The 25,353-nt window shown below is 51.2% G+C and carries 21 protein-coding genes; 7 read left to right on the top strand and 14 right to left on the bottom strand.

Features of this window, described 5'->3' with window-relative positions:
* Positions 1-101: 101 nt before the first annotated feature.
* The gene (locus tag DP119_RS01895) at positions 102-638 is read right to left on the bottom strand and encodes an RNA polymerase sigma factor (protein ID WP_068870191.1); all 537 of its coding nucleotides are present in this window, start codon (positions 636-638) and stop codon (positions 102-104) included.
* A 137-nt stretch (positions 639-775) separates the two neighbouring features.
* Positions 776-2,050, bottom strand: coding sequence for a hemolysin family protein (locus DP119_RS01890; protein ID WP_112230336.1), 1,275 nt, complete (start codon positions 2,048-2,050; stop codon positions 776-778).
* 150 nt (positions 2,051-2,200) lie between these two features.
* On the opposite strand from DP119_RS01890, the gene DP119_RS01885 reads away from it, so the two are divergent.
* From DP119_RS01885 to DP119_RS01870, 4 genes are all read left to right on the top strand, one after another.
* Positions 2,201-3,580 carry a dipeptidase gene (locus tag DP119_RS01885; RefSeq protein ID WP_112230334.1) on the top strand — a complete coding sequence of 460 codons (1,380 nt, stop codon included), beginning with the start codon at positions 2,201-2,203 and terminating at the stop codon, positions 3,578-3,580.
* A gap of 69 nt (positions 3,581-3,649) precedes the next feature.
* Positions 3,650-4,225 carry a glycerol-3-phosphate acyltransferase gene (locus tag DP119_RS01880; RefSeq protein WP_112230332.1) on the top strand — a complete coding sequence of 192 codons (576 nt, stop codon included), beginning with the start codon at positions 3,650-3,652 and terminating at the stop codon, positions 4,223-4,225.
* Positions 4,226-4,328: 103 nt separating this feature from the next.
* Positions 4,329-5,192 carry a DegV family protein gene (locus DP119_RS01875; protein ID WP_112230330.1) on the top strand — a complete coding sequence of 288 codons (864 nt, stop codon included), beginning with the start codon at positions 4,329-4,331 and terminating at the stop codon, positions 5,190-5,192.
* Positions 5,193-5,291: 99 nt separating this feature from the next.
* The gene (locus DP119_RS01870) at positions 5,292-6,311 is read left to right on the top strand and encodes a DUF2804 domain-containing protein (protein ID WP_112230328.1); all 1,020 of its coding nucleotides are present in this window, start codon (positions 5,292-5,294) and stop codon (positions 6,309-6,311) included.
* 221 nt (positions 6,312-6,532) lie between these two features.
* On the opposite strand, the gene DP119_RS01865 is transcribed toward DP119_RS01870, so the two are convergent.
* Complete coding sequence (locus DP119_RS01865) at positions 6,533-7,243, bottom strand: glycerophosphodiester phosphodiesterase family protein (RefSeq protein ID WP_112230326.1); 711 nt, start codon at positions 7,241-7,243, stop codon at positions 6,533-6,535.
* 17 nt (positions 7,244-7,260) lie between these two features.
* Positions 7,261-8,115, bottom strand: coding sequence for a tryptophan 2,3-dioxygenase (gene kynA, locus DP119_RS01860; protein WP_112230324.1), 855 nt, complete (start codon positions 8,113-8,115; stop codon positions 7,261-7,263).
* Positions 8,116-8,263: 148 nt separating this feature from the next.
* Between kynA and DP119_RS01855 the strand changes: the two genes are divergently transcribed.
* Positions 8,264-8,782, top strand: a complete 519-nt coding sequence (locus DP119_RS01855; RefSeq protein ID WP_112230322.1) for a YusW family protein — start codon at positions 8,264-8,266, stop codon at positions 8,780-8,782.
* Positions 8,783-8,828: 46 nt separating this feature from the next.
* Here the strand turns inward: DP119_RS01855 and DP119_RS01850 are convergent, their stop codons facing one another.
* The 4 genes from DP119_RS01850 to DP119_RS01835 all read right to left on the bottom strand — a co-directional run bounded on the left by DP119_RS01850 (position 8,829) and on the right by DP119_RS01835 (position 14,455).
* Positions 8,829-9,683 carry a GNAT family N-acetyltransferase gene (locus DP119_RS01850; RefSeq protein ID WP_240616357.1) on the bottom strand — a complete coding sequence of 285 codons (855 nt, stop codon included), beginning with the start codon at positions 9,681-9,683 and terminating at the stop codon, positions 8,829-8,831.
* A 142-nt stretch (positions 9,684-9,825) separates the two neighbouring features.
* Entirely contained in the window at positions 9,826-11,649 is a 1,824-nt protein-coding gene (locus DP119_RS01845; protein WP_112230320.1) for an ABC transporter ATP-binding protein, read from the bottom strand.
* On the bottom strand, positions 11,642-13,366 hold the full coding sequence (locus DP119_RS01840) for an ABC transporter ATP-binding protein (protein WP_112230318.1): 1,725 nt from the start codon (positions 13,364-13,366) through the stop codon (positions 11,642-11,644). The genes DP119_RS01845 and DP119_RS01840 overlap by 8 nt, the downstream gene beginning before the upstream one ends.
* Positions 13,367-13,543: 177 nt before the next feature.
* Positions 13,544-14,455, bottom strand: a complete 912-nt coding sequence (locus tag DP119_RS01835; RefSeq protein ID WP_112230316.1) for a DMT family transporter — start codon at positions 14,453-14,455, stop codon at positions 13,544-13,546.
* 268 nt (positions 14,456-14,723) lie between these two features.
* Here DP119_RS01835 and DP119_RS01830 point away from each other — a divergent pair, with 268 nt between their 5' ends.
* Positions 14,724-16,730, top strand: a complete 2,007-nt coding sequence (locus DP119_RS01830; protein WP_112230314.1) for a sensor domain-containing protein — start codon at positions 14,724-14,726, stop codon at positions 16,728-16,730.
* A 320-nt stretch (positions 16,731-17,050) separates the two neighbouring features.
* Here the strand turns inward: DP119_RS01830 and DP119_RS01825 are convergent, their stop codons facing one another.
* The 5 genes from DP119_RS01825 to DP119_RS01805 all read right to left on the bottom strand — a co-directional run bounded on the left by DP119_RS01825 (position 17,051) and on the right by DP119_RS01805 (position 23,050).
* The gene (locus DP119_RS01825; protein WP_112230312.1) at positions 17,051-17,518 is read right to left on the bottom strand and encodes a threonine/serine exporter family protein; all 468 of its coding nucleotides are present in this window, start codon (positions 17,516-17,518) and stop codon (positions 17,051-17,053) included.
* Positions 17,519-17,530: 12 nt separating this feature from the next.
* A complete protein-coding gene (locus tag DP119_RS01820) occupies positions 17,531-18,286 on the bottom strand; it encodes a threonine/serine exporter family protein (protein ID WP_112230310.1) in 756 nt (251 codons plus the stop codon).
* A 91-nt stretch (positions 18,287-18,377) separates the two neighbouring features.
* Positions 18,378-19,517: a zinc-dependent alcohol dehydrogenase gene (locus DP119_RS01815; protein WP_112230308.1), complete on the bottom strand. Its 1,140-nt coding sequence runs from the start codon at positions 19,515-19,517 to the stop codon at positions 18,378-18,380.
* Between the two features lie 144 nt (positions 19,518-19,661).
* Positions 19,662-21,800, bottom strand: a complete 2,139-nt coding sequence (locus DP119_RS01810) for a beta-propeller domain-containing protein (RefSeq protein WP_112231892.1) — start codon at positions 21,798-21,800, stop codon at positions 19,662-19,664.
* Positions 21,801-21,871: 71 nt separating this feature from the next.
* On the bottom strand, positions 21,872-23,050 hold the full coding sequence (locus tag DP119_RS01805) for an alanyl-tRNA editing protein (RefSeq protein ID WP_112230306.1): 1,179 nt from the start codon (positions 23,048-23,050) through the stop codon (positions 21,872-21,874).
* Between the two features lie 94 nt (positions 23,051-23,144).
* On the opposite strand from DP119_RS01805, the gene DP119_RS01800 reads away from it, so the two are divergent.
* Positions 23,145-24,056 carry a diacylglycerol/lipid kinase family protein gene (locus tag DP119_RS01800; protein WP_112230304.1) on the top strand — a complete coding sequence of 304 codons (912 nt, stop codon included), beginning with the start codon at positions 23,145-23,147 and terminating at the stop codon, positions 24,054-24,056.
* Positions 24,057-24,150: 94 nt separating this feature from the next.
* On the opposite strand, the gene DP119_RS01795 is transcribed toward DP119_RS01800, so the two are convergent.
* The gene (locus DP119_RS01795; protein WP_112230302.1) at positions 24,151-25,341 is read right to left on the bottom strand and encodes an acyl-CoA dehydrogenase family protein; all 1,191 of its coding nucleotides are present in this window, start codon (positions 25,339-25,341) and stop codon (positions 24,151-24,153) included.
* Between the last annotated feature and the right edge of the window lie 12 nt (positions 25,342-25,353).

The raw sequence follows: 25,353 nt of genomic DNA, 5'->3' as shown, positions 1-25,353 counted from the left end.
GCCCCTTTGCTTCATTATAAGCGGAAGGGCCACAGAAAAATATCAGTTATTATTTTCCATATCAAAACCCCAGCCACTATTCGGCTGGGGTTCGGAGTATATTAGGCAATTACGACGTATTCGCGTGTTCTTACGTCTTCCATGAGCATGTCTTTCAAGCGCTGTTTGCCTCGGTGCAGGCGGGATTTCACCGTACCGATCGATACTTTCATCGTCTCTGCGATTTCAACGAGTGAATATTGATGGACGTAAAAGTAAACGATCGTCGTCCGGTAAATCGCATCCAGTTCCGAAATCTTGTGGCGGATCATGACAGAGACATCTTGTTTTTCCAATAATTCAGCTGTCCCGGTCTCATCGGTTGGGATCAAATCCAGCAGCGAGACGTCAAGCCCTTCCGGCTGGTTGGCGATGTGTTTGCTGCGGCGCACGTTTTTGCGGTAGCGGTCACGGAATGTATTCATGCAAATGGTCGTCAGCCAGGCTTTGGCATGGTCGACTTCAGCGATTGATGATTCGTAGCGTACTACTTTCAGCCATACTTCCTGCATCAAGTCTTCTGCTTCGGCTTTGTTGCGGGTAAGTTTCAGGCATAAATGATAGATATAGCGGTTATATTCGGCATATAGCTCTTCCATCGGTGTTACCTCCGTCCGGTGATCTTATGCCCTTATTGTGCCTGAGTTTCGGCTTACGCTCTATCGTTCCCTCTTTCAGTCTCCTTACAATGTTGTAAGAAATAAAAAAGCCGCCCCACATTCGGGACGACTTTTGCTTATTGTCTTTTGGCTGCGTTTTCGCTGATCGTTTCCCGTTCTTCAGGTTCAGCGAGTTTTGTGATCGTCAGCCGCTCGATGCGGTTTCTGTCCATTTCATTGACGACTACGTGCAAGTTTTCGTAAGTGAATTCTTCGCCGACTTCCGGCACATGGCCAAGCTGCTGCATGACAAAGCCAGCAATCGTGTCATGGTCTTCCGGCACTTCGACTCCGAACATTTCATTGACATCTTCAATTTCCAGGCGGCCATGGCATGACAATTGGCTGTCGTTGATTTCAAAGACCAGTTCATCGTCTTCGGCATCCGTCTCGTCTTCAATGTCCTGGCCGATCATTTCCTCGATAATGTCTTCGTGCGTGACGATCCCGAGCGTTCCACCGTACTCGTCCAAGATGACAGCCATATGCTTTTTCTTTGCCATCATCAATTTGAATACTTTTTCGACGCTCACCGATTGCACGACGAATAATGGATTGTCATCCATCAATTCCGCTAAGGTCAAGTTCGGGTTCATCGACCATTCGATGAGTTTTTTGGAATAGAACAACCCAACGACATTGTCCATGCTTTCTTCATAGACAGGGTAACGCGTATATGAAGAATCCAAAATCAAGTCGCGGACTTCTTCGTAGGTCATCTCTATGGAAATGCCGACCGTGTCCGTGCGGTGTGTCGACATGACATCCGACACGTCTTTATGTGGAAAGTCGAGCACCCCTTTGATACGTTCCGATTCGTCGGCTTCAAAGGTTCCTTCTGTCGACGCAATATCGACCATCGTGCGCAGCTCTTCTTTGGTCATCGTCGCTTCTTTGACGCTGCCTTTGGAGATGATGCGGATGAAGATATTCGTAAACTGCGCAAGCAGCCACGTCAACGGTTTAAAGATAACCACCAGGAATGAAATGATAGGCGCAACGATATAAGCGATTTTATCCGCAAAAGTCGCGGCAATGGTCTTCGGCAAAACTTCACCGAAAATGATGAGGACAACCGTCAAGATGGCTGTCGCCAATCCGACCTCCCATCCTTCCGTAATGGCGATGGTCGTGACGAGCGTAGGCAGCATGATATTGGAAATATTATTACCGATCAAAATAGTCGTGATCATCCGGTCCGGCTTCGCGATCAATTTTTCGAGCTTCTGGGATTTGATATCCCCCTGCTCCGCGCGAAGATGGACCTTCATCCTATTAACCGCCGTGAGTGCCGTTTCGCTTCCCGACAGGAAAAACGACATGATCAGAAATAATGCCAATGCTATAAACAAATTTACTTCCTCCAGTAAAATACATATCAAATTTTTTCGAACTGTTTCCGTATTATCCATAATACCACAGCATTTTTCCTCTTGTCGAAAAGGACAACTTAGCTATGCTATAATTTCCACATACTAAAAATACTGGAAAGCAGGGATTTTATGAACGCCACACAAATCGATAAGTACTTCAAAGATCACCGCCAGGCCCATCTCGAAGAATTGAAAAACTTTCTGCGCATTCCATCCGTCAGCTCCCTTTCCGAACATAAAGCGGATATGCAAAAAGGCGCGGAATGGCTTATTAAATCATTGACGAAAGCAGGCCTTGAAAATGCCAGCATCGATGAAACCGATGGCCATCCGGTCGTCTACGCCGACTGGCTCCACGCCGAAGGGAAACCGACAATCCTCGTCTACGGCCATTACGATGTCCAGCCGGTCGACCCGCTCCACTTATGGGAAACACCGCCTTTCGACCCGCATGTGCGTGACAATAAATTGTATGCACGCGGCGCAAGCGATGATAAAGGCCAAGTGTTCATGCATATGAAAGCAGTCGAAGCTTTGCTTGATTTGAACGGCGAACTTCCCGTCAACATCAAATTCATCCTTGAAGGCGAAGAAGAGATCGGCAGCCCGAGCTTGCCGAAATACGTCGAAGACAATAAAGAAAAACTGTCGGCTGACATCATCGTCATTTCCGACACAGGCATGCAAGGCCCCGGGCGACCGGCTGTCTGCTACGGGCTGCGCGGTCTCGCCGGCATCCAGATCGACGTCAAAGGCCCCAAAGGCGACCTGCATTCCGGCCTTTACGGCGGCGCTGTCCAGAACCCGCTCCACGCCATCGTGGAAATCCTTGAATCGTTTCGCGATAAAGAAGGCGTCATCCAAGTGGAAGGCTTCTATGACGATGTCCGTCCCGTCTCGGACGCGGAACGCGCGGAATTCGCCGCGCTTGATTTCGATTTGGAAAATGAAAAACAGGCAATCGGCATTACGGAAGATTTCGGCGAAAAAGGCTATTCGTTCGTCGAACGCACATGGATCCGCCCGACGCTCGAAGTCAATGGCATCACCGGCGGATTTTCCGGGGAAGGCATCAAGACCGTCTTGCCGGCAGAAGCCAGCTCTAAGATCACTTGCCGCCTCGTGCCTGACCAAGATCCGGATGACATCATCGCCAAGCTGAAAGCGCATGTTGAAGCGCATAAGCCAGCGGGTGTCACGGTCGACATCACCGAATTCGATAAAGGCAAGCCATTCCTGACGCCATATGACCATCCGGCCATCCAGGCGGCGGGCCGCTCCTATGAAAAAGTGTACCAAGTGCCGACCGCCTTCACGCGCATGGGCGGCTCGATCCCGATCGTCGCCGCATTCGATGAAATTCTCGGGTTCCCCGTCGTCTTGATGGGCTTCGGGCTGGCATCGGAAAATTTCCACGCGCCGAACGAACATTTCCATTTGGAAAACTTCGATAAAGGGCTTCGCGTCATCAGCGATTATTTGTTCGAAGCATCAAAATTAGCCCAATAATTTTCATAGCCTCCCCCGATTTGGGGAGGCTATTTTTATGAATTTGCATTTATTTGCTGGAGGGATAAGATGGTTATTTTGTATTGGATAGGCAGTTATTTACTTGGCACTGTTTTGACTGCATTGTGGATAGGGAAATGGAAAGGTGTAGACCTGGCTTCTTCAGGCAGCGGGAATCCCGGTGCCCGCAATGCATTGGCCGTCCTCGGGCGCAAGTCCTCCCTATTGGTGTTTCTCGGCGACTTCCTGAAAGGTTCAGTCGTCGTGTGGGCAGGATTTTGGCTGGAATTTTCTTTATTGTCCGTGGCTGTCGCCGGGTTGCTTGCCGTTATCGGCCATATCTATCCGCTATGGCGCAAAGGCCGCGGCGGCAAGGGCATTTCAACTTTTGCCGGGGTCGCTTTTTGGCTTACGCCCGATTTGTTCTTGGCGATGCTCGTCTTGTCATTCGCTTTCTACCCGTGGCTCAAAAGCGCCACGTTATCGATGCTTGCAGGATTCAGCGCATTTTTCGCCGTCGCTTTCGCTTTGCAAGTACAGCCGGTTGTCTGGCCGCTGTTTGTCGCGATTATTGTGATCGTGATACGCCACAAAGCTGATTTAAAAGTTTCCATGGAAAAACGTTTTCCAGCGAATAAGGCATGACCGTTTCGCTGTTGCAGGTTTTTCTCCCAGAATACTAGGACCATATTATTATCCGTGTTATAGTTTTATTATTCAAAATACTCAATAGATAGGGGTTTTATAGATGAAGAAACCAATTGCATGGATTGTGGATACAACCGGCTACGTGACAGAACAATTCAAATCGCACCCCGATGTCTATATCGTCCCGTTGAATATCCATTTCGGCTCGGAAGAATTTATCGATGACGGCATCGACCTCTCAAACGATGAATTGTACGCACGCATGAAAAGTTCGAAGGATTTCCCGAAAACTTCCCAGCCTTCCGCGGGGAAATTTGCCGAACTTTATGAAAAGCTGAAAGAGGAATATGAATGCGCCATCGCTGTCCATGCCTCGGCCAAGTTGAGCGGCACGATCGCATCCTCCATGACCGGCGCGGAAATGACGGATTTTAAGGTATATACCGTCGATTCCCTCGCTTTGTCATACGGGCTATCCGGCCTTCTCGAACGCGGTTTGGAACTTCAGGGCCAAGGGCTTTCTGCTGAAGAAATCACCCAGCGCCTGGAGCAGGAAACGGCTAATTTCCGCAATTTCATCCTGATCGGCAATTTGAGCCAATTGTATAAAGGCGGCCGGATGAGCGGTGCGCAGTATTATATCGGCAGCGTCCTAAAGATCAAGCCGATCGTCCAGATCACGGAGAAAGGCGAGCTTGAGCCGATCGACAAAGTGCGTTCCCATAAGAAAGCGCTCTCTTATTTGCTGGAACGCGCCAAAGCCGACCACGAACAATATGGCATCAATTATTTCCAGATCATGCACGGCCATATCCCTGAACAGGCCGAAGAATTGAAGGCGGAACTTTTGAAGTTCGCGCCTGAAGCGGAAGTGCTGATCGGCAACTTGAGTTCCTCTCTGGCCGTCCATGCCGGAGAAGGCACCTTGGCATTCATGTGGAGAAGGCCGCCTGCGCACGTATAAGGCAGAGTTGGCCTTTGGCCCCATCTTGCAGCATTTCCCCGGGAAAATCTGGGGATTTCTGATACAATAAGGGCATATGAAGACAGTGAGGTGGATTCGATGCAACATGTTGAACGGGAACTTACAGAACACGTTAAATTATGTGATGCCAAAGGCCAATTGAATCCAAGCGCCATCGGCTATGCAAAAAAGCCCATAGTCGAAAGCAACCTGAAAGGCAATTTCCTGCGCAAGAAAAAATGGAATTATTGGTGCGTATTCGGCGATGAGATCGTTTTCTCGGCCACCATCTGCCACTTGGATTATGCAGCTGTCTGCTTTGTCTATTTCCTTAACTATGAAACGCAGCGCTTTTTCGAAAAGACGGTCATGGTACCGTATTCGAGGAGCCTGCGTTTGTCTCAAAGCGTATTGGACAACTCACTGTTCCACCATTCGGACATGTCCGTCCATTCCATCTATGAAGATGGCAAAACCCGATTGGCAGTGACCGTGCCTGATTTCGACGGCGAAAAATTGCATGCTTCGCTGACGATTGCCCATCCGGAAGACATGGAATCATTGAATGTCGTGATTCCATGGAATCGCCAAACCTTCCAGTTCACTGCAAAACATCACGCCCTGCCGACAACTGGAACGGTCCAGATCGGGGCTAAGCGCTATGAATTCGATGAATTGGACAGTTTTTCGGTATTGGACTATGGCCGGGGCGTCTGGCCGCGTGAAGCGGTCTGGAATTGGGGAATGGCCTCCCAACGCTCTCTCGGCAAAGTGATCGGCTTGAATCTCGGGGGCAAGTGGACAGACGGTACCGGCATGACGGAAAATGCCTTTTTCGTCAATGGGCGCATGACCAAAATCAGTGAAGACGTCATTTTCCGCTACGATCCCGAAGATTTCAAAAAACCGTGGCTGATCCATACGAAACTGACCGACGATGTCAAATTGACATTCACGCCATTCTACGAGCGCGTGTCCAAATCGGATGCGCGTCTTGTGAAATCCGAAGTCCATCAATTATTCGGCTATTACAATGGCTATGTCCGCTATGCAGACGGCAAGAAACTGAAAATCCATCAATTGCTAGGTTCTGCAGAAGAGCATTACGCGAAATGGTAATTAACTTCCTATAAAAAAACCGCCTGATGGATGTCAATCCGACATCCATCAGGCGGTTTTCTATTTGTGTTCCGCTGTTTTCTTCCTAAAGCTGCTATACCAAGGATTTCCGATAAAAAATGCAGGGAGCAGGATTATTCCTGCAACCAACGGCCAGCCCGAAGTATCTGCAACCCCCAGAATGAGCGCTCCAATAATCCATATGATGAAGGCAGCTTGCTTCATTTTAATTCCTGCAGCATTTTTTCGGGATAATCGGTGAAGATGCCTGAGACGCCAATCTGCTGCAATTGCTCGGCATAATCCAAGCGATTGACGGTATACACGTAGACCTCGCAACCTTTCCCGATCAATTCGGCACCGTGGCGAAGCGCATACGGCAAGGACAAATGAAGCCGTTTCGTCCCGACTGCCTGAGCATAAGCAGCTATATCCACCAAAATATTGGAAGCCAAAATCGCTCCAGGCAACTGGTGGTGATGGACCGCTTCCCTCACATCCAGGTGGTTGAATGAAGAGATGACGAGACGATGTTCCATCTCCTGTTCAGCCGCTAGCCTGGCCACTTTTCCCACCGCCCCCGCATACGGGAAAACGTCCGTTTTCAGCTCCACATTCAGCACATGGCGAGTGTCTTTAAACACCCCGAAAACTTCAGCCAAGGATGGAATCGTGGCGCCATGCCAATTGCCCGCTTTCCAGCTTCCGGCGTCCAGTTGTTTCAGTTCGCCAAGCGCCATGTCTTTTACATAGCCTTTGCCATTGGTGGTGCGGTTCACTTTTTCATCATGGATGACGACAAGTTCACCGTCTTTCGATAAATGCACGTCCAGTTCCACGCCATGAACCGGCAGTGCTGCCGCTTCCATAAAAGCGGGCAGCGTATTTTCCGGATGCGTGCCCGAACTTCCGCGATGCGCAAAAATTTCCATCAGCCAACCCCCTGCTTTTAGACGTCTGTCCGGATTTGCCAAAGTTCCGGGAAGAAATATTGATCCAATACTTTCTTCAAATAATTGACGCCGGATGATCCGCCTGTCCCTTGTTTGAAACCGATGATCCGCTCAACCGTTTTCATATGGCGGAAACGCCATTGCTGCAGCCAATCTTCAATATCGACCAATTTCTCCGCCAATTGATACAGCTCCCAGTGCTCATCGACGTTGCGGTAAATTTCCTTCCACGCTTCCCGGACGCTGTCATTCGGTTCATATACGGTGCTGACATCGCGCGATAGTACGCTTTCGTCGATTTTGAATCCGCTGCGCGCCAATTTTTGGATGGCGGCATCATACAAGCCCGGTGCGTGGAACGCTTCTGTTAATTGCGCGTGCAAGACCGGATCTTTTTCATAGATGCTCAAGACATGCTTGGTTTTGTAGCCGAGCGCGAATTCGATCATGCGGTACTGATAGGACTGAAAGCCGCTCGCATTGCCAAGGTCATCCCGGAATTCCAGGTATTCAGCAGGGGTCAAGGTCGACAGGACGTCCCAGCCTTGGATGATCTGCGACTGGATGCGCGATACGCGTGCCAGCTGCTTGAATGCCGGCTGCAGATCGTCTGCCTCGATATGGCGGATGGCAGCCGACAGTTCGTGCAGGATCAGCTTCATCCACAATTCGGACACTTGATGGATGATGATGAAGAGCGATTCATCGTGATGCCCGCTGACGCCGTCCTGTGCCGACAATAGCTTGTCGAGATGCAAATAATCGCCGTAGGTCATGCTTTCCTTGAAATCGGTGCGGATATTCTGTTCGTTTGCAGCGGCTATATTCTGGCCGTTTTTGTATTTGTCCATTTAAATGGCTCCATTCAAACTCAGCTTGTGCTCGACTCTACTATTGATTCCTATCGTACGATACTTTTTTGTCGTTTTCATGGCTTATTTTCCGGGATTTCGGGAATAGAGCGGTAGACACTAAAAATTGAAAGGGAGTTTGTATACTATGGCCACCCATAAAAAAATGCTCTTCCCAGTTCTTATCATGTCCACCACACTTGCCCTAGCGGCTTGCGGCGATGATGAGGAAGTCACGCAGCCTGTAACAGATGAGGCACCTGAAGAAACGACATTACCGGAAGAAGAATCGACGGAAGATGCTTCTCCAAGCGGCGGGACTGAAGGGACTGCGGACGGCGAAACTTACGGATTTACCGACTTGTCTGTCGATGTCGATATGCCCGAACAGGATGACGCCCTGGACCTTAGCTACGAAGAAGAACGCGGCCAGGTAGAGGCCGAGTATGAGAACAAAATCGACGGCGTTGACCTATCAGGCGACGAGGCCTTCAATGAAATGGAACAAGGCTTGTCCCAGCTGGATATAACCCCTGACACGCCGGATGATGAAGTCATCAGCCAAGTCGTCGAAGCTTTCGGCATCGATTCCGGCTTCAAGAAAATCGAAATTGAAGTAGATTACGCTGACGGCTCCGATAAAAACTACGAACAAACAAATCAATAAGCGCTAAAGTTCAACTGTCCGGCTGGATCATCAGCCGGGCGGTTTTTCATTGCAGCGGGCGCTGCCAATATGAAATCGTATAGAGTTTCGAAAAGCCCGCCTTTTCATAGACTGGCCAGGCCCTGTTTTCAGTCTCGACTTCAATCAATACGCGCGTTAAATTTTTCTCGTGCGCTAGATGCCGTGCCCAGTACAAAAAGATACGCCCATAGCCTGAACGCTGGATTTCCGGGGAAACGGCAAGCGCCGTCAGCCATAAGGCCTGTTCTTCCGTACTCGTGGTAGCTGTAGCTATAAGGTTTCCATTTCGGCACATCACATAGACCTGGCGTTCCGGATCGGCCAGGTTATGCTCAAGTACCGGAAGCACCGACTCATCAAAAGCCTCACGCAACAGGGCCCCCAATTGTTCTAAATGTTTTTCTTCATACGGAACAATCTCCACTCCCCCACCGAGTTCGTAAGCAGGAAGAGGGGCAGCTTCAAACTGCAATTCCTGGAAAGACCGGTTATAACCGAGGCCCATCAACCAAGCATCCGTTGCTTCGTTTTCAGTGAAAGCAGCGAGTTCGCTTTCCGCCCCCCGCTGTTCGAGTGAATGCTGCACACCGTCAGCCAAAGCCGTTGCCAGCCCTAGCCGGCGGTAATCCGGAACAACAAACGCCGACCATTCGTAATGATGCACGCCGACCAGGTCCGCCGCTGCCGCACAGGCTACCAATTCCCCGCTATCAGTGTAGGCGAGTACAGCGAATCCTTTCGCAAACGGTTTCTGCCACAATTCATGCTGCAGCAAAGTCCGGCATTCTTCCGGCTCGCCATCAATCAGCCGTTCCATTTCCCCGGCAGTCTCCGCATCAAGCGGAAACGACGCAATCGACAGGGACAATTCCATTTCCATCCCGCCTTCCCTTTTCTTCTTATCATAACCGCCCAAAGCGCAAGCCGCCACCCGATTCCCGAAATTAAGGCTTCATCCCCCATTCATCATTTCCATCCAAAAACAGAAGCCGGGAAAGGTCCCGCCTTCTGCTTAGGTTTTATCATAATTTGGCATCTGCCAGCATATTGGCGTACAAGCCGCCTTTTTCCAGCAGCTCGTCCTGGCTGCCGGATTCGACCAATTTGCCGAGCTCCATGACATAAACCCGGTCCGCTTTCCTGATCGTATTCAAGCGGTGGGCGATGACAAAACTCGTGCGCCCTTCCATGAGGCGTTCGAGCGCTTCCTGGATTTTCAGCTCCGTTACCGTATCGATCGAACTCGTCGCTTCATCAAGCAGCAATATGACCGGGTCGGCGATAAGCGCCCGGGCGATCGACAGGAGCTGTTTCTGCCCTTGGCTGATCATCGAACCGTCGCCAGACAGCACCGTGTCATAGCCTTCGGGCAGTTTGGAGATGAAGTCGTGGGCGTTGGCTTTTTTCGCGGCTTCCAGCACTTCTTCGTCGCTCGCATCGAGCTTGCCGTAGCGGATGTTGTCGCTGACAGAAGCTTCGAACAGGAACGGGTCCTGCAAGACGAAAGCGATCTGCTTGCGCAAGGTTTCCCGCGGCATCGCACCGATTGGCGTTCCATCGATGCGGATCTCGCCTTCATCGACATCGTAAAACCTGGCCAATAGCTGCATGACGGTCGTCTTACCGGCGCCTGTCGCGCCGACGAATGCCGCCGTCTGCCCGGTTTCCACCGTAAAGCTCAAATCACGGATGGTCCACTCTTCTTCGGCGCCTTCATATTTGAAAGACACATTATCGAACTCGACTTTTCCTTCAAGCCGCTTATCGGCGTTCTTTTCCGTATCGTCCGCTTCTTCCGCTTCGTCCATGATGGCAAATACGCGTTCGGCCCCGGCGATGGCCGAGAGCACGGTATTGAATTGGTTCGCCAAATCGTTCAACGGCCGGGTAAACTGGCGGGAATACTCAGTGAAGATGACGATCACACCGATCGTGACCGAGCCGTTCAAGGCGAGCAATCCTCCGACACCCGCCACCAGCGCGAAACTGCCGTTGTTCAAAAAGTTCATCACTTTCGGAATGAACCCTGCATACGTCCAAGCCCAGAAACCGGTGCGGCGGAGGCGTTCACTTTTGACGAGAAACTCATCCATGACGCGGTCTTCCTGTGAAAAGGCCTTGACGATTTTTTGTCCCGAAATGGTTTCTTCGATCATGCCATTCAGATCCCCGACCGCCTTTTGCTGTTCTTTGTACAAACGGCCCGTGCGCTTGGTGATCCAGCGAATCGACCAGTACATGAGCGGGATGATGATAAATGTCAGTACCGTGAGGATCGGGCTCAGCATCACCATCACCACTGCCGTCCCGGCCAGTGTCAAAATGCTCGAGAACACCTGTATGAACGAAGTGTTGAGTGTGGATGAAACGTTCTCGATATCATTGGTCACGCGGCTCATCAATTCGCCATGCTGGCGCTTATCGAAAAACGACACCGGCAAGCGCTGCAGGTGGCCAAAGAGCCCCGCGCGCATTTGATAGATGACTTGCTGTGCGATGCCGACCATCCAGTAGTTCTGCAAATAGAGAGAAACCGAATGGAGCACATAGACCATGATGAGCCAGCCGATGATCAATCCCATGCCTTCGAATTCGCCGGGAACGATATAGGTATCGATGATATAACCGATCAAAAATGGACCGAGCAGCGCCATCGCGGAACTGACAAACACAAGCGCCAGGACGATGATCAATAAGGTGCGCTGTTCGTCCACGAGCTTCCAGATCCGCAGCAAGGTGGATTTCCAGTTTTTTGCGCGTTCATTCTTTTTATCCGGTGATTTCTTCAAATCTTCTTTCGTCAATACCGGCTCGTAGCCAAAAGGCCGGCGAATTGCATCAAACATATTCATCCACCTCCTCCGCTTGCTGGGACTGCGCAATCTCACGATACAAAGGAGACATCTCCAATAGTTCGTCGTGTGTGCCATAAGCTGATGCGACGCCATCCTCCAACAGCAGGATGCGGTCTGCACGCATCGCCGTCCGCACTTTCTGCGTCACCAGCAGCGTTGTCGCCTGTTCCTTATCAAGCTCCGCCCATAGCGCAGATTCAGTTTTCACATCAAGCGCGCTCGTACTGTCATCGAGAATCAAGATCGACGGTTTGCGTACCAATGCCCTGGCAATCGACAAGCGCTGCTTCTGCCCCCCCGATAAATTGACGCCTTTTTGGCCGACGCGCGTTTCATAGCCTTTCGGGAAACGCCTGACCGTCTCGTCAATTTGCGCCTTCTCCGCCGCCCCTGTAAGTTCAGGAAGCTCCGCCTGCTCTTTGCCCCACGATAGATTATCGGAAATGGTGCCGGTGAATAGCATCGACTGTTGAGGCACAAGCCCGATTGTCTTGCGCAGATCCTGAAGGTCCCACTCACGCACATCGCGGCCGTGCACGGATACGCTTCCTTCCGTCGCCTCGTAGAATCTCGGGATCAGCTGCAATAAGGATGTCTTGCCGGATCCCGTGGCGCCCATGATGGCCAGTTTCTCGCGCGGCGCCAGCTCAAAACTGATATTTTGAAGCACTCTTCGCGAAGTGCCTGGATACGTAAAGGACACCCCTTCAAAACGGACAGCCCCTTCCTCGACTGGCGCTGTCGCCCCTTGCGCTTCCTCGCCGCCATCATCTGCCAAAAGGATTTCCTCGATGCGGCCAGAAGATGCCTTGGCGCGCGCAAAGGCCATGATGATGAATGAAAACATCGAAAATGCACCGGTCATGCGCATCGCATAATTGACGATGGCGACCAATTCACCGATTTGCGCATCGCCGCTGCGGATCTCAAAAGCCCCGAACCAGATAACCGCCAGAAGCGATACGTTCATGCCAAAAAGCAAGATCGGCAAAATGATTTCCATGATGCGGAACGCTTTGACCGTATCGGTCTTGAGCGCGCCCGCTACTTCCGAGAAACGGTTCGCTTCATACTTGCCGCGCAAATACGCTTTGATCAGCCGGACCGCCTGCAGGTTTTCCTGCACCATGCGGTTGACTTTATCAAGCCGCTGCTGCACAAAGCTGAAATAGGTGACGCCTTTTCTCACCATGAAGTATAAAAACGCCAGCAAAACCGGGAAAACGATAATCAAATAAATCGCCAATTGCGCATTGACGACAAACGCCATGACCATGCTGCCGATCACCAGCAGCGGCGCGCGCAGCATGATGCGCAAACTCATATACAGCACCTGCTGGATCAGCTGCACATCACTCGTCAGCCGGGTGATGAGCCCGGAAGCAGGAAACTTATTGAACATCGCGAGCGAGAAAGACTGGACGCGCCCATAGACTTCGCGCCTGACATCGAACGAAAAGCTATGGGACACGTGGGAAGCAAAATACGAATTGACAACGCCCGATAAAAAAGCGATCAATGACAGCCCCATGAGCACAAGGCCCAGCCGAATGACCGTGTCCTGGTCCCCAGCCACGATGCCGTCATCGATGATGCTCGCAATGACCAGCGGCTGCAAGAGCTCGACAGTCAGTTCCAGGAGCATCAGGAACAAGGCGACGCCGATCAGCAATGAATATGGTTTAGTGTAGGAAAAAACAGTTTTCATAAAGGTGCCTCCTGAACATTTCGAAACTCGAACTTTAATTAAAACTAGTATGCCATAATTTTCAGATATCAGGTAGAGATATCCCTTTTTTTGTCATGCTTAAAGAACGAAATGATGTAAAGGCAAAATAAAAGAAGCACACAGCGTTTTGCTGCATGCTTCTTTAAATAATTATGATCACGAGCGTTCTTCCGCTTTTTTTTCATTGCCGGCAAAAGACAGCCATGTCACGAAAACCAACATGAGAAAAGCTCCACCGAACTGCAGCGGTGAAAGAAAATGGCCGAACCAGACCAGCGAGATGGCCATCGCTGTCAATGGCTCCATCGCAGACAAAATACTCGTCTCTACAGGGGAGATGAACCGCATGCTGCTGAGGAACAGCACAAATGCCATCGTGCCGACCAAGATAATGGCAATGATCGCAACGATGAGCGTCGGGTCCGCCAATAGCCCCCACTCGTCCGAAAGGAAAATCGGGTTGATGAGCCCAAGGAAGATGCCGCCGAACAGCATCGACCAGCCGACGACCAGCAAAACGCCCCATTCCTGCATCAGACGGGCCGGATAAAGCGTATAGAACGTGAACGCCAAGCCGACAAGAACACCCCAGAACAAGGCTTCCCCGCTGATGGCCAAGGAATCCAGGCGCCCATCGGTCAATAATAAAAACAATCCGGCGAGCGTGCCGAGCATGCCGAGCACCTGATAGACCGGCGGCCATTTGCGCAGGCGCATGGAAACGAAGACGATGACATAGACAGGCGCAAGAAACTGCATCAATGTTGCAAAGACCGCATTGCTCGTATCGATCGCTGCGACGAAACTATATTGGACGCCGAGCATGCCGGCCACTGAAAAGATCAATAAGGGGCGTGTCCATATCTTTTGCCGGAAAATCGATGTCACCCGCACCTTCTTCATTTTCAAAAACAGTAGCAGCACAATGCCGGCGACGATCAGCCGGATGGTCAGCAAAAACGGCACAGTGATCGGGTAGACATCAAGCGTCCATTCCATGAGCGGCCCGGTCGCTCCCCAAAGCATTGCACCTATCAGTATCATGGATACTCCTTTTAAACGTTCCATTCGCCAGCACTCCTTCCATATGAAAAAACCAACCCGTGACGAATTGGCCTATTCCAGCTCTTTTTATCGTTTAAATCCTTTGGAATCGGGACAAATTGGTCGTTTCCCTCAATTTTCAATCGAATCATGCCTATTCTCTCATGAGAGTGCAAAAAAGGATAGTGTAATTTCTATGCTAAAATTCCCGTGTTATATTTTTGTAAAGTGGTGACGAAAGACCTTTTCTTCTTTATAATGAAAGTACAAAACGGTTAAGGAGCGTCAGTTAATGAGTGAAAAGCAGGATTTTTTGGCACAAACCCTAGCATATAACCATATTCCCTTCCCCATCATCATTTTCGATCAAGAAGGACTCGTCACTTGGTTCAACGGGCATGCCGAACGCATCTTTCAACTAAATACGGAAACCGCTATAGGCCAAACCTTTTCCTATATGAATCCCGAACAAGCCGCACTCCATAAGCAGCCTTGGGAAATGCTGTTGGAAAGCTCAGACCCTGTCCGGTTCGAAAACATGGAAATCGGCCTTGGCAGCGGCGGCCAAAGCTATTCCACGGTCGTTACGAAAGCGTTCACATCGCATGGCGAGCGTTTTCTCATGACCATTTATGAAATCGATGACATCGCAAGCGCTGACTCGGCAGCAAGAGAACTGAGCCATCTTCGCCACGGGCTGGATGATTCGTTCATGATGACTTATTTCGATCAGGAGTTCCTGGTCACCTACGCGAATCCACATTTCCTCAAGCTCAGCAAATGGACCCCGAAACGCGTACTCGGCAAACCTGTCTGGCAGATGTTCCATGACAGCGAAGAAGACCTCGAGTTTGTCGATTCTATCCTGGAAAGCTTGAAGGACGGGCACGTATGGAACGGCGAAGCGAAAAAAGCGACAAAAGACGGTGAAACCTATTGGGTCGACCTGACAGCGATCCCAATGCAATTATCAGAGGAAGATGCGTATTATATTTTCCTCGAAAAAGATATTACCGAAACAAAGCATGCACAGAAGCACCTCGAGGAAATCGCTTTTATCGACCCGATTACAGGGCTTGAAAATCGCCACCGCCTCGAACAGGCCGTCGCTGAACATATTAAGGAAGGCCGCCACTTCTCCTTCCTGTTCCTAGACATCGACCGTTTCTACACCTTGCGTGATGTATCGGATACGGATACTGAAAACGAATTGCTCATCGAATTCACGAAACGCTTGCGCATGTATTTCTCGGATTCATTGATCACCCGCGCCGGGCTTCATGAATTCGCATTGATCACGCCGTTGCCGAACTGGTTCATCGAAGGCTTCCTGCCGTATCTGCAGCAGCACCCGATCTATATCGGCGGCACGGCAGTTCCTTTGACCGTCAGTGGCGCCATCACGAAATATCCCGAAGACCAGCAAAGCTTCGTCCATTTGATCAAAGCGTCCTATGCGACGATCAAGAAAGTCAAAGAACGCGGCGGCAGTGCCATTTCCACTTTGACGGCAGACGACCACGAACGCCTGAACCGGAAAGCGCTCATTGAAAAACGCCTTGTCCACGCACTGGACCGGAAAAACCTGCAATTGCTGTACCAGCCGCAAGTGAACCTCTCGACCGGCAACGTCGAAAGCGTGGAAGCGCTCGTCCGCTGGAATGATGATGAAATCGGTGTCGTGACGCCGGACGAACTCATTCCGATTGCAGAAGAAAATGGCATGATCCATGAAATCGGCAGCTTCGTATTGGAGACCGCCTGTGCGCAGCTAAAGGATTGGAAAGCGAAAGGCATCAATTTGCGCATCAGCATCAACTCCTCCATCCGCGAATTCCGCGATAAGGATATGGCGAGCATGCTGCTCGAGCAAATGAAAGCGAATAATTGCGATCCCCATTCCCTCATGATCGAGATCACGGAGAAGTTCGCGCTTGAAGCGGAGGCCGAACGCCCGATCATGCAGCAGATGAACCGCCTGAACCAGCAAGGCGTGCAATTTGCATTGGATGATTTCGGGACGGGCTACGCGTCCTTCCGTTATATGTTGTTATTGCCGATTTCCTCGTTGAAGATCGACCGGACCATCATCCAGTCGATTACGAAGCAGGAAAAAATGCAGAAAATGATCAACGGCATGATCCAGTTCGGCAAATCGCTTGATTTCCAAGTGACCGCTGAAGGCGTCGAAACGAACGAACAGCTTGAACTGCTTCGGGCAATGGATTGCAATAGCATCCAGGGCTATATCATCAGCCGCCCGATGAATGCCCAGGAACTCGAAAAATGGCTTAAATAGCCATTCCCACCCCAGACTGCGGAAATTCCGTGGTGTGGGGTTTTTTATTGTGCCGGGATTGGAAACTTGGCATAAAGATTTTAAATTAGCGGAGATAGCATCACTCAGGCATCCGCTGCCGGGCTTTGGATTGGCAGCTAATACATTTCACTGGTTGCGTAGCGTTTACGGGAATCCGCTTTTTTTACAAGTTGCCGGCCAGTGGGGGAATCACTTTCCGGGGTTAGTATCGGATTGAGGCGCTATTGTTAGATCCTGTATAGACTATTATCTACAAAAAAACAGGCCGCCCGCAAAGGAGACAGCCTGTTGATTATGGATTATTCCTGGGTAAAGCCCATTTTTTTCTGGGTGCGCCGCGCTTGATACTTGAAATACAGTTGCATGAGCACTTCGGCAAATACAAGCCCCATGGCGATGGCGCCTGAAATCATCAATGCCTGCACGGCAAAATCGACCGCTTCGGCATAATCGTTTTCCACGATATTGCGCATCGCATTGTATGCCCGGCTTCCCGGGACGAGCGGGATGATGCCGGCGACACTGAAAATGATCATCGGCATCTTAAAGATCTTCGCCAAGATGTGCGCGACGATCGCGACAATGAAGGCACCGATGAATGTCGCTTGGATCGGGTCATCGAACATAAGGTAATAGCTCCGGTAGAAAAGCCAACCACTCATCCCGACAAGGCCGCAACTAACCAGCGTTTTTCTGGGGATATTGAAAATGATGCCGAATGCGCCGGCTGCCAAAAAACTTAGAAACGCCTCCAAAGGCCAGTTCATTCGATCTCCTCCTTAAAATGACAATACGATGGCAATGCCGGCCCCGATGGCGAACGCCGTCAGAAATGCCTCCGCGCCCATCGACAGCCCCGATACAAAATGGCCCGCCATCATGTCGCGGACCGCGTTAGTGATCAGCAAGCCGGGCACCAGCGGCATGACCGAACCGATGATGATCGTATCGGGATCGTTTCCGAAACCGCTGTATACAACGAGTACCGCCAAAGTACCGATGGCGACCGCTCCGATAAATTCCGCGAAAAATTTGACCCTCGTTTTCACGAGCACCATTTCCACAATATAAAACCCGATGCCCCCGATCAGGAAAGCGAACGGAATGTCCGCCCAGCCGCCGCCCATCAAGATCAGGAAGCAAGCACTGGCCACTGCAGCTGCAAGGACCTGCAGCCATAAAGGAAACAAATAATGGTTTTTTTCGATTTCCGTCATTTCATCATACGCCTGCTGCAATGTCAGTTGCCCTGCAACGAGACGCCTCGAGACGGCATTGACACGCGCTACCCGTTCGAGGTCTGTGCGGCGCCCGTGGATGCGGACAAAGCGCGTCGGCAAATCATTGCTCGGGGAAAACATGATGCCCGCTGGAGTCACAAAGCAATGGGAATCCATCATATTTTGCGAGACCGCCATCCGGATCATCGTATCTTCCACCCGGTAAGTCTCCGCTCCGCTCTCCATCATGACTTTTCCGGCCAATAGGAAACAATCCAGCGCAAGTTCTCTTCTGACTTCCGATATTTCGGCCATCTGGTCTCCCCCCTTTTTCTTCTGTACCATCATACCGCAGGCAAGGCAAAATTAAAACGCTCCGGCAACCGGAGCGTTTCATCGGCATTTTTTAAGGTTTTAAAATGACTTTGGTGCATTCGTCTTCGTGGTCATTGAAAATCCGGTAAGCTTCACTCGCTTGTTCAAGCGGCACGACGTGGGAGATGATCTCGCGCGGGTCGAACTCGCCTTTTTCGATCTTATCGAGCAGCATCGGCATCAGATGGATGACCGGCGCTTGCCCCATCTTCATCGTTACGTTGCGCTCGAACAGATTGCCGAGCGGGAATTGGTTATAGGTCAATCCGTAGACACCCGTCAATTGGATGGTCCCGAATTTGCTGACGGCATCCTTCGCGATATCGATTGCGCTCAGCGTCCCGCCTTGTAACATCAGCTTTTGCTGAACGGCTTCGGCAGTCGATTTCTTGCCATCCATCCCTACACAATCGATGACGACACGCGCGCCGCCTTTTGTGATTTCATGGATCAGCGCCCCCGTATTGTCATGCTGGCTGAAGTCGACGATCTCGACATTATTCATTTTCTTCGCTTTTTCCATGCGGTACGGCAACTCATCCACTGCAATGACCCGTGCGGCACCTTTCATCCAGGCAAACTTCTGGGTCATGAGCCCGATCGGCCCGCAACCGAGAACAACGACCGTGTCGCCTTCTTTGACTCCTGCGTTCTCGACGCTCCACCAAGCGGTCGGCAATACATCCGACAGGAAAAGGACCTGCTCATCTTCGAGTTCCGAAGACTCCGGAATGACCAGGGGCATGTAATTCGCATATGGCACGCGCAAATATTCAGCCTGCCCTCCTGAATAATCACCATAGCGCTCTGTCAAACCGAAATAAGCGCCTGTATCGAAATGGGGATTTCCGTTCGAGTTGTCGCATTGGCTTTCCATTTCATTCGAGCAATAGAAGCAATGGCCACAGCTCACATTGAACGGCAGCACAATGCGGTCGCCTTTTTTCACTTTGGTGACGTCCGGGCCGGCTTCTTCTACGATGCCCATCGGTTCATGGCCGATGACCGTATCCTTGGTAGTGGGCAATGCCCCTTGATAAATGTGCAGGTCTGTCCCGCAAATAGCAGTGGAAGTTATTTTCACGATGATGTCATCACGTTTTTGGAGTTCCGGATCTTTTACCTCTTTGACTTGCATATCTTTTGTCCCTTGAAACGTTACTGCCTTCATGTTTTTCCCTCCCGTGTTTTGATATCAGAATATTTCTCTTATTCCCTCTTTCTATCAATACAAACGTTCAATTTTTTTCGCCCCGTATGGAAACAGCAAACAGCGGGCCTCTCCTGGAGATCCGCTGTTTGCTGTTTCACACTTTTATTGCAGGGCCAAGGTGCCGAGCTGTTCGAAGTCCGATAAACTATAGCTTATGACTTCAGCATTCGCCACTGTATACAATGCGTCTTTCGCATAAGCCAGGCGCTGGACCGAGGTATTCCAGTCTTCGTACGGCTGGCCTGGCGATTTGGTCAAGTCACTCGCCAGCTCGATGCCTTCCGGCGTGATCGAATAAATCAAAGCCCCTTCCGCCTGAAATTCAATGTACTCCGTGCCGTCTCCCGTGTAGATCGAGACCGGAAAACCGAATAAGCTTTGTGCATCATGGCGGAACAAGGCTTTGTGGTCGTACTGCAAAACAGAATAGGTGCCGGGGCCGCCGATGATTTCCGTATCGGTTTCCTTCGGGTCACTCATGTCACTGACATCAAACAGCGAGATTTTCATTCCGCCGGTCACGATGCGCGGCTCGCCGCCCCCTTTAACCGGTTCAATTTTTGTGTCATAGCCGAAACCGATCAAATGATTCTCATCTAAGGGATGCAAATAATTGGAGAATCCAGGAATCTTTAATTCGCCCAATACTTTCGGCGCTGCAGGGTCTGAGACATCGATGGCAAACAGCGGGTCGGTTTCCCGGAACGTCACCATATAGGATTTGCTGCCGATAAAGCGGACCGAGTAGATGCGTTCGCTCGGTGCCAAGTTTTCCACTGAACCGACTTGTTCCAATTGTTCGTTCAAAATGAACAGATGGTTTTTCGGTTCGGAAGCCGGTGCCCAGGCAACGCCTTCTGTTGTCGCCAGACGGAAATGTCCTTCGAATTCATCCATCGAAAACTGGTTCAACAGGAATCCTTGCACGCGGGCCGAAGCGATAAATTCTACTGAGATGCCATCCAAGCTGAATTTGAAGATTTCCGTATCCGCTTGTTGCGGCACCCAAAGCGCCGTATCTTCGAACTCCCCTTCAGCCGTCTCAAACGCAGAAGCCGTCAAATAGAGATGCTGTTCGTTCATATACATCTGTTCATTGCCTCCCAAAAAGCCTTTTGTGGAAATTTCATTGGACTCTGGGGCTTCTAAGCTGATGGAGGTGATGACGCTATAGCTCCCTTCCATCGTTCCTGGCAGGATGGTCAAGTCTTCATAGGGCAGCGGTTCAAGCTCCCCGCCCTCCCTGGAATCGAATAGCCGGGGGCGCAATTCAGTATCCGGCCGCTCCTCCAGTACCCAGTAATTCGGAAACACATTGCTGACATAATGCAAGATGCCGCCGGATAGCCTAGCATTATTGAATGCGCCTTCGTTGCCGAATTCACGAATCAGCTCCGGATTCCCGGGCGAAGCTATATTATAAAGCGAGACGACGGTCATGCCTGAATAGGGCATGAAGCTTTCCATTTCCGCTTCTCCTTCGGTTTCCATGAGCGAAAAGCGGCTTGAAATGACAGCAAGCGTATCGCCGGATAGGAATAATTCCTGCGGATACGTTTCCCCGTCAAACTCCAGGGCTGCTGCAAGGGCCATATTTTCGGGGTCCCTGATATCCGAGACCATAACGCGCGACTCGCTGACAGAATAAAGATAGTCGCCGTCGGTTTGTATAAGGTCCCCTTCATCAATGCCTTCGACTTGGTTATTGGTCGTCGAATGGTCCCCGCCCCCCATTCCGCCCGATTCGCCAGAAGCGCTGTCTTCCGCTTCATCCACCCCTTCACCGAAGCCCCGGTAGAACGGATTATCTTTTTGCAGCTTCAGCAATCGGCTGAAATACGTGCGCAGCTCTTCTTCCCCGGCCAGGTTCTGGACTTCGTCTTGTATCGTGAACTCGAGCTGGTTGGTCGACAGGGTTTTCAAGAAGCTGCTCGATAAGGCGGATTTGGCGACGTGAAGCGTGTAATCTCCACTAGCGATGTCCGGAACTTCAAGCGTCCGGCCGCCATTCGCCAACCGCATTTCTAACTCAATCTTTCGGCCATCCGCGTCCGTGAGATAGACGGCTCCTTTCTCGATTGCATCCATGTCGAGCGGCGCTGAGAAATTTGCACGCCATCCCGATTCTGATAGGGCTGTGGACGAGCCGCTGATTGCCACATTTTCCGTCAGAAAGACAAATGCCGCTCCGGAAAACACCAAAAGAATCGCTGCGATCCACCAAGCTCTGCTCCATTTCACGAAAATCACGACCTTTCCCGTGCCATTTATCCATTAGACCCTTAACGCCTTGAAAAAGTTACAAATTGCATTCAGCCAGCCGCATGAATGTCGTTGAAAATTTCCTGGAAGCGTTCGAACGGCGCTTCTGTATGGCCGCCCCCTTGCGCAAGTGCAGGAGTCCCGCCTCCCTTGCCGTCTGTTTCAGCCAGCAAGCGCTTCAAGGTCTCCCGCATGTCGGCAGAAGATTCATCGCCGCGCGCACATACCAATCGAATACGGCTTTCCGCTTGCGCTGCAAACAAGACACAGGCGGCCGGATGTTCTTCGGTGGCCAGGCGTGCCAATTGCTGCAGCTCCTTGATTGGACGGTCGCCGAAATTCCGGATCATGACGCCGTTTTCCGGTGTTAACGCTTTTGCTTCTGCCAGCAACAGCTGTTTTTTCAATTCCAAAATTTCCTTATCCGCTGCGACTTTTTCTGTCAGCAAGACATCTGCCGCTTGCACCAGTTCAGCGAGCGGGGCATTCAGCTTGCCAATCAACACATCGCCCGTGTCGCTCAACTTGCCGAAATGTTCAAGCGCGCGTTCGCCGCATAGAAAATAAAGCCGCGTGCCGCCTTTCGCTTTTTCCGTCCCAAGAATTTTCAATAGGCCGATTCCCGCGGTATTATCAGGATGCGTGCCGCCGCACGCATTCAAATCGATGCCGTCCATTTCCACCAGGCGGATGTCGCCGCTGACTGCTGGCGGCTTGCGAAGGTTCAATTGCACGAGCTGATCTTCATTTACGAAACGTGTCCGGATCGGCAAATGGCGGCTAATGATCCGGTTGGCTTCAAGTTCCACTTGCCGCAAGGTTTCCAGGTCGATTGACGCTTTATGCAAATCGATCGACACCCGCTCTTGCCCGAGATGGAAACTGGTGGTCCGGTAGCCGTGCCGATCTTCCAATAAAGCACTCAGAAGATGCTGGCCCGCATGCTGCTGCATATGGTCCCACCGCCTATTCCAATCCAGCGACGCCATGTATTCCCCCGGCTCCAGCTGCCGGTCCAGGTAATGGCGGAGTTCTCCGCCATGATTTTGCACATCAAGCACCGAGGCTGTGCCGATCACTCCATGATCTGCAGGCTGCCCTCCCCCTTCCGGATAAAAATATGTCCGGTCGAGAATCACGTATTGCCCGCGTTCATCTGCTGCCGATTTGGTGACTTGAACGTTCCCTTGCTTCAAGAAAGGATCTTCGTAATATAATTTTCTCGTCATGTGAGCACTCCTTTTCACGGAATTCCGCCGATGCGTTTACTGTCCCTTCGTTGGTGGAATGGTGAAGTAATGATGAAGAATGGAGGACATACGCATGGCCGGATTCACGCATTCCGTATTATTGTATAATGCCGAGGCAGGTGCGTCCACGTTAGAGGCGGTCATGGGCTTGGCTGTGCCGCAACTCGCCGCATCCTCGAAAACATTGGAATTGATCAAGACCGATTCCCCTGAAGAACTGGAATCGGTCTGTCGTGCTGCCGCCGGGCGCGCCGATGCCTTGTTTATTGCAGGGGGCGATGGCACCGTCCACTTGGCAGCCCGTGCACTCAGCACGATCGATGACCCGCCGCCGCTCGGGATTTTACCGAGCGGCACCTGCAACGACTTTGCACGCACGATGAACATCCCTTTGTACCTTGACGAAGCGGCGATAAGCTTGAGCCAAGGCAAATTGCAGCAAGTCGATACAGCCACCATCAACGAAGGCACGTTCTTGAACTTCGCGGGCATCGGCTTGATCACAAACGCTTCTTTCAATATCGATCCCGATTTGAAGGAACGCTATGGCAAGCTCAGCTATTTCATGAGTGCGATGCAAACGATGAGGCAAGCAGAGCCTTTTGACGTCTCGCTGTCGATCGATGGCCAAGCGTACGAAGAAGAAGCTGTTTTGGTGCTGGTCATGAACGGAAAATCCATTGGCACGCATTTGTTTCCGATGCAGAGCATCGACCCCGCTGATGGGCTCTTGGATATTTTCATCATACAAAGCTCGTCGTTCGCCGCCATACGCGAATGGTTTTCATTATCCAAACCGGATCTTCCTGCAGAAGGCCTCGAGCACATCATCCATCTGCAGGGCCGCGAAATCGACATCCATACTGACGCCCCGATGGATATCGACACGGACGGCGAAGTCTATATGAAGACGCCGGCGTCGATCCGTGTCCAGCCGGGAAAACTAAATTTGCTTGTGCCGGACGAAGAAGATATCTTCACGTAAAAAAACTGCCGGTTTGTGCCCGGCAGTTGGGTGAACGGGTTCAATGCCCGTTCTTTTTTATTTTCCACTGAAAAGACCGCCACGCGGCCAGCATTCATTCGAACGGCCAGGCAGGAAGCATACGGTTCAATTCCTTGTCCTGCCGCTTGCCGAGCACATAATCCGCCTGCATGAGCGTATGGATTTCACGGGTGCCTTCGTAAATCACCGGCGCTTTGGAATTCCGCAAGTAGCGGGCGACCGGATAATCATCGGAATAGCCGTAAGCGCCGTGGATTTGCACCGCGTCGTCTGCGGCTTTATTGGCGAAATTGCAGGCCTGCCATTTCGCGAGTGAAGTTTCGCGCGTATTGCGCTTGCCGCTGTTTTTCAATTCACCGGCACGATAGACGAGCAAACGGCTCATCTGATAACCCGCTTCCATATTGGCAAGCATTTGCTGCACGAGCTGATGCTCGCCGATCGGCTTGCCGAAGGTACTGCGCGTCTTGCAATATTCCAGGCTCGCTTCCAGGCAGGCCATCATCAAACCGCAAGCCCCGGCAGCCACCGTGAACCGGCCATTGTCGAGTGACGCCATCGCAATCTTGAACCCTTCGCCTTCTTCGCCGAGCCGGTTGCTTGCCGGGATACGCACATCTTCCATGAACAGTTCACCCGTATTGCCGGCCCGTATGCCGTATTTCCCTTTGATCGCCTTGGATGAAAAACCTTCTCTGTCACGTTCCACGATAAATGCCGAAATGCCGTTATGCGCTTTTTCTTTATCGGTATAAGCGAAGACCAGGAAATGGTCCGCTTGGTCACATAGGGAAATCCATGTCTTCTGCCCGTTCAGCACATAGTCGTCCCCGTCGCGTTTCGCGGCCGTCGAAAGCGCCGCCACGTCCGATCCGGCTCCCGGTTCCGTCAGCCCGAACGCCCCGATTTTTTCGCCTTTGGCCTGAGGGACCAAAAACCGCTGCTTTTGCTCTTCCGTCCCCCATTGCAGAAGCGATAGCGAATTCAGGCCTGTGTGGACAGAAACGGCCGTGCGGAATGTGGTATCGCCGCGTTCCAGCTCTTCGCAGACGATAGCGAGTGAATTATAATCCATTCCGCTGCCACCGTAAGCTTCCGGAATGCACACCCCCATCAAGCCGAGGTCGGCCAAGCGCTGCCAAATCGCTGCGGGGAAACTTCCTTCTGCGTCCCAGTCTTTTATAGAAGGCATGATTTCTTCATCGACAAATTTCCGGACGGTTTTGCGCAGCATTGCTTGTTCTTCGCTATGTTCAAAGTCCATGCCGTTTTCCTC

Source organism: Planococcus maitriensis, assembly GCF_003289925.1.
Lineage (GTDB): Bacteria > Bacillota > Bacilli > Bacillales_A > Planococcaceae > Planococcus > Planococcus maitriensis.
The sequence above is the reverse complement of the archived record's forward strand: the minus strand, read 5'-3'. Positions and strand labels throughout refer to the sequence as shown.

Coding starts and splice junctions, on each gene's coding strand:
- DP119_RS01895 (WP_068870191.1), bottom strand. CDS start 638: ATGGAAGAGCTATATGCCGAATATAACCGCTATATCTATCATTTATGC.
- DP119_RS01885 (WP_112230334.1), top strand. CDS start 2,201: ATGAACGCCACACAAATCGATAAGTACTTCAAAGATCACCGCCAGGCC.
- DP119_RS01880 (WP_112230332.1), top strand. CDS start 3,650: ATGGTTATTTTGTATTGGATAGGCAGTTATTTACTTGGCACTGTTTTG.
- DP119_RS01875 (WP_112230330.1), top strand. CDS start 4,329: ATGAAGAAACCAATTGCATGGATTGTGGATACAACCGGCTACGTGACA.
- DP119_RS01870 (WP_112230328.1), top strand. CDS start 5,292: ATGCAACATGTTGAACGGGAACTTACAGAACACGTTAAATTATGTGAT.
- DP119_RS01865 (WP_112230326.1), bottom strand. CDS start 7,243: ATGGAAATTTTTGCGCATCGCGGAAGTTCGGGCACGCATCCGGAAAAT.
- kynA (WP_112230324.1), bottom strand. CDS start 8,115: ATGGACAAATACAAAAACGGCCAGAATATAGCCGCTGCAAACGAACAG.
- DP119_RS01855 (WP_112230322.1), top strand. CDS start 8,264: ATGGCCACCCATAAAAAAATGCTCTTCCCAGTTCTTATCATGTCCACC.
- DP119_RS01850 (WP_240616357.1), bottom strand. CDS start 9,683: ATGGAAATGGAATTGTCCCTGTCGATTGCGTCGTTTCCGCTTGATGCG.
- DP119_RS01845 (WP_112230320.1), bottom strand. CDS start 11,649: ATGTTTGATGCAATTCGCCGGCCTTTTGGCTACGAGCCGGTATTGACG.
- DP119_RS01840 (WP_112230318.1), bottom strand. CDS start 13,366: ATGAAAACTGTTTTTTCCTACACTAAACCATATTCATTGCTGATCGGC.
- DP119_RS01835 (WP_112230316.1), bottom strand. CDS start 14,455: ATGGAACGTTTAAAAGGAGTATCCATGATACTGATAGGTGCAATGCTT.
- DP119_RS01830 (WP_112230314.1), top strand. CDS start 14,724: ATGAGTGAAAAGCAGGATTTTTTGGCACAAACCCTAGCATATAACCAT.
- DP119_RS01825 (WP_112230312.1), bottom strand. CDS start 17,518: ATGAACTGGCCTTTGGAGGCGTTTCTAAGTTTTTTGGCAGCCGGCGCA.
- DP119_RS01820 (WP_112230310.1), bottom strand. CDS start 18,286: ATGGCCGAAATATCGGAAGTCAGAAGAGAACTTGCGCTGGATTGTTTC.
- DP119_RS01815 (WP_112230308.1), bottom strand. CDS start 19,517: ATGAAGGCAGTAACGTTTCAAGGGACAAAAGATATGCAAGTCAAAGAG.
- DP119_RS01805 (WP_112230306.1), bottom strand. CDS start 23,050: ATGACGAGAAAATTATATTACGAAGATCCTTTCTTGAAGCAAGGGAAC.
- DP119_RS01800 (WP_112230304.1), top strand. CDS start 23,145: ATGGCCGGATTCACGCATTCCGTATTATTGTATAATGCCGAGGCAGGT.
- DP119_RS01795 (WP_112230302.1), bottom strand. CDS start 25,341: ATGGACTTTGAACATAGCGAAGAACAAGCAATGCTGCGCAAAACCGTC.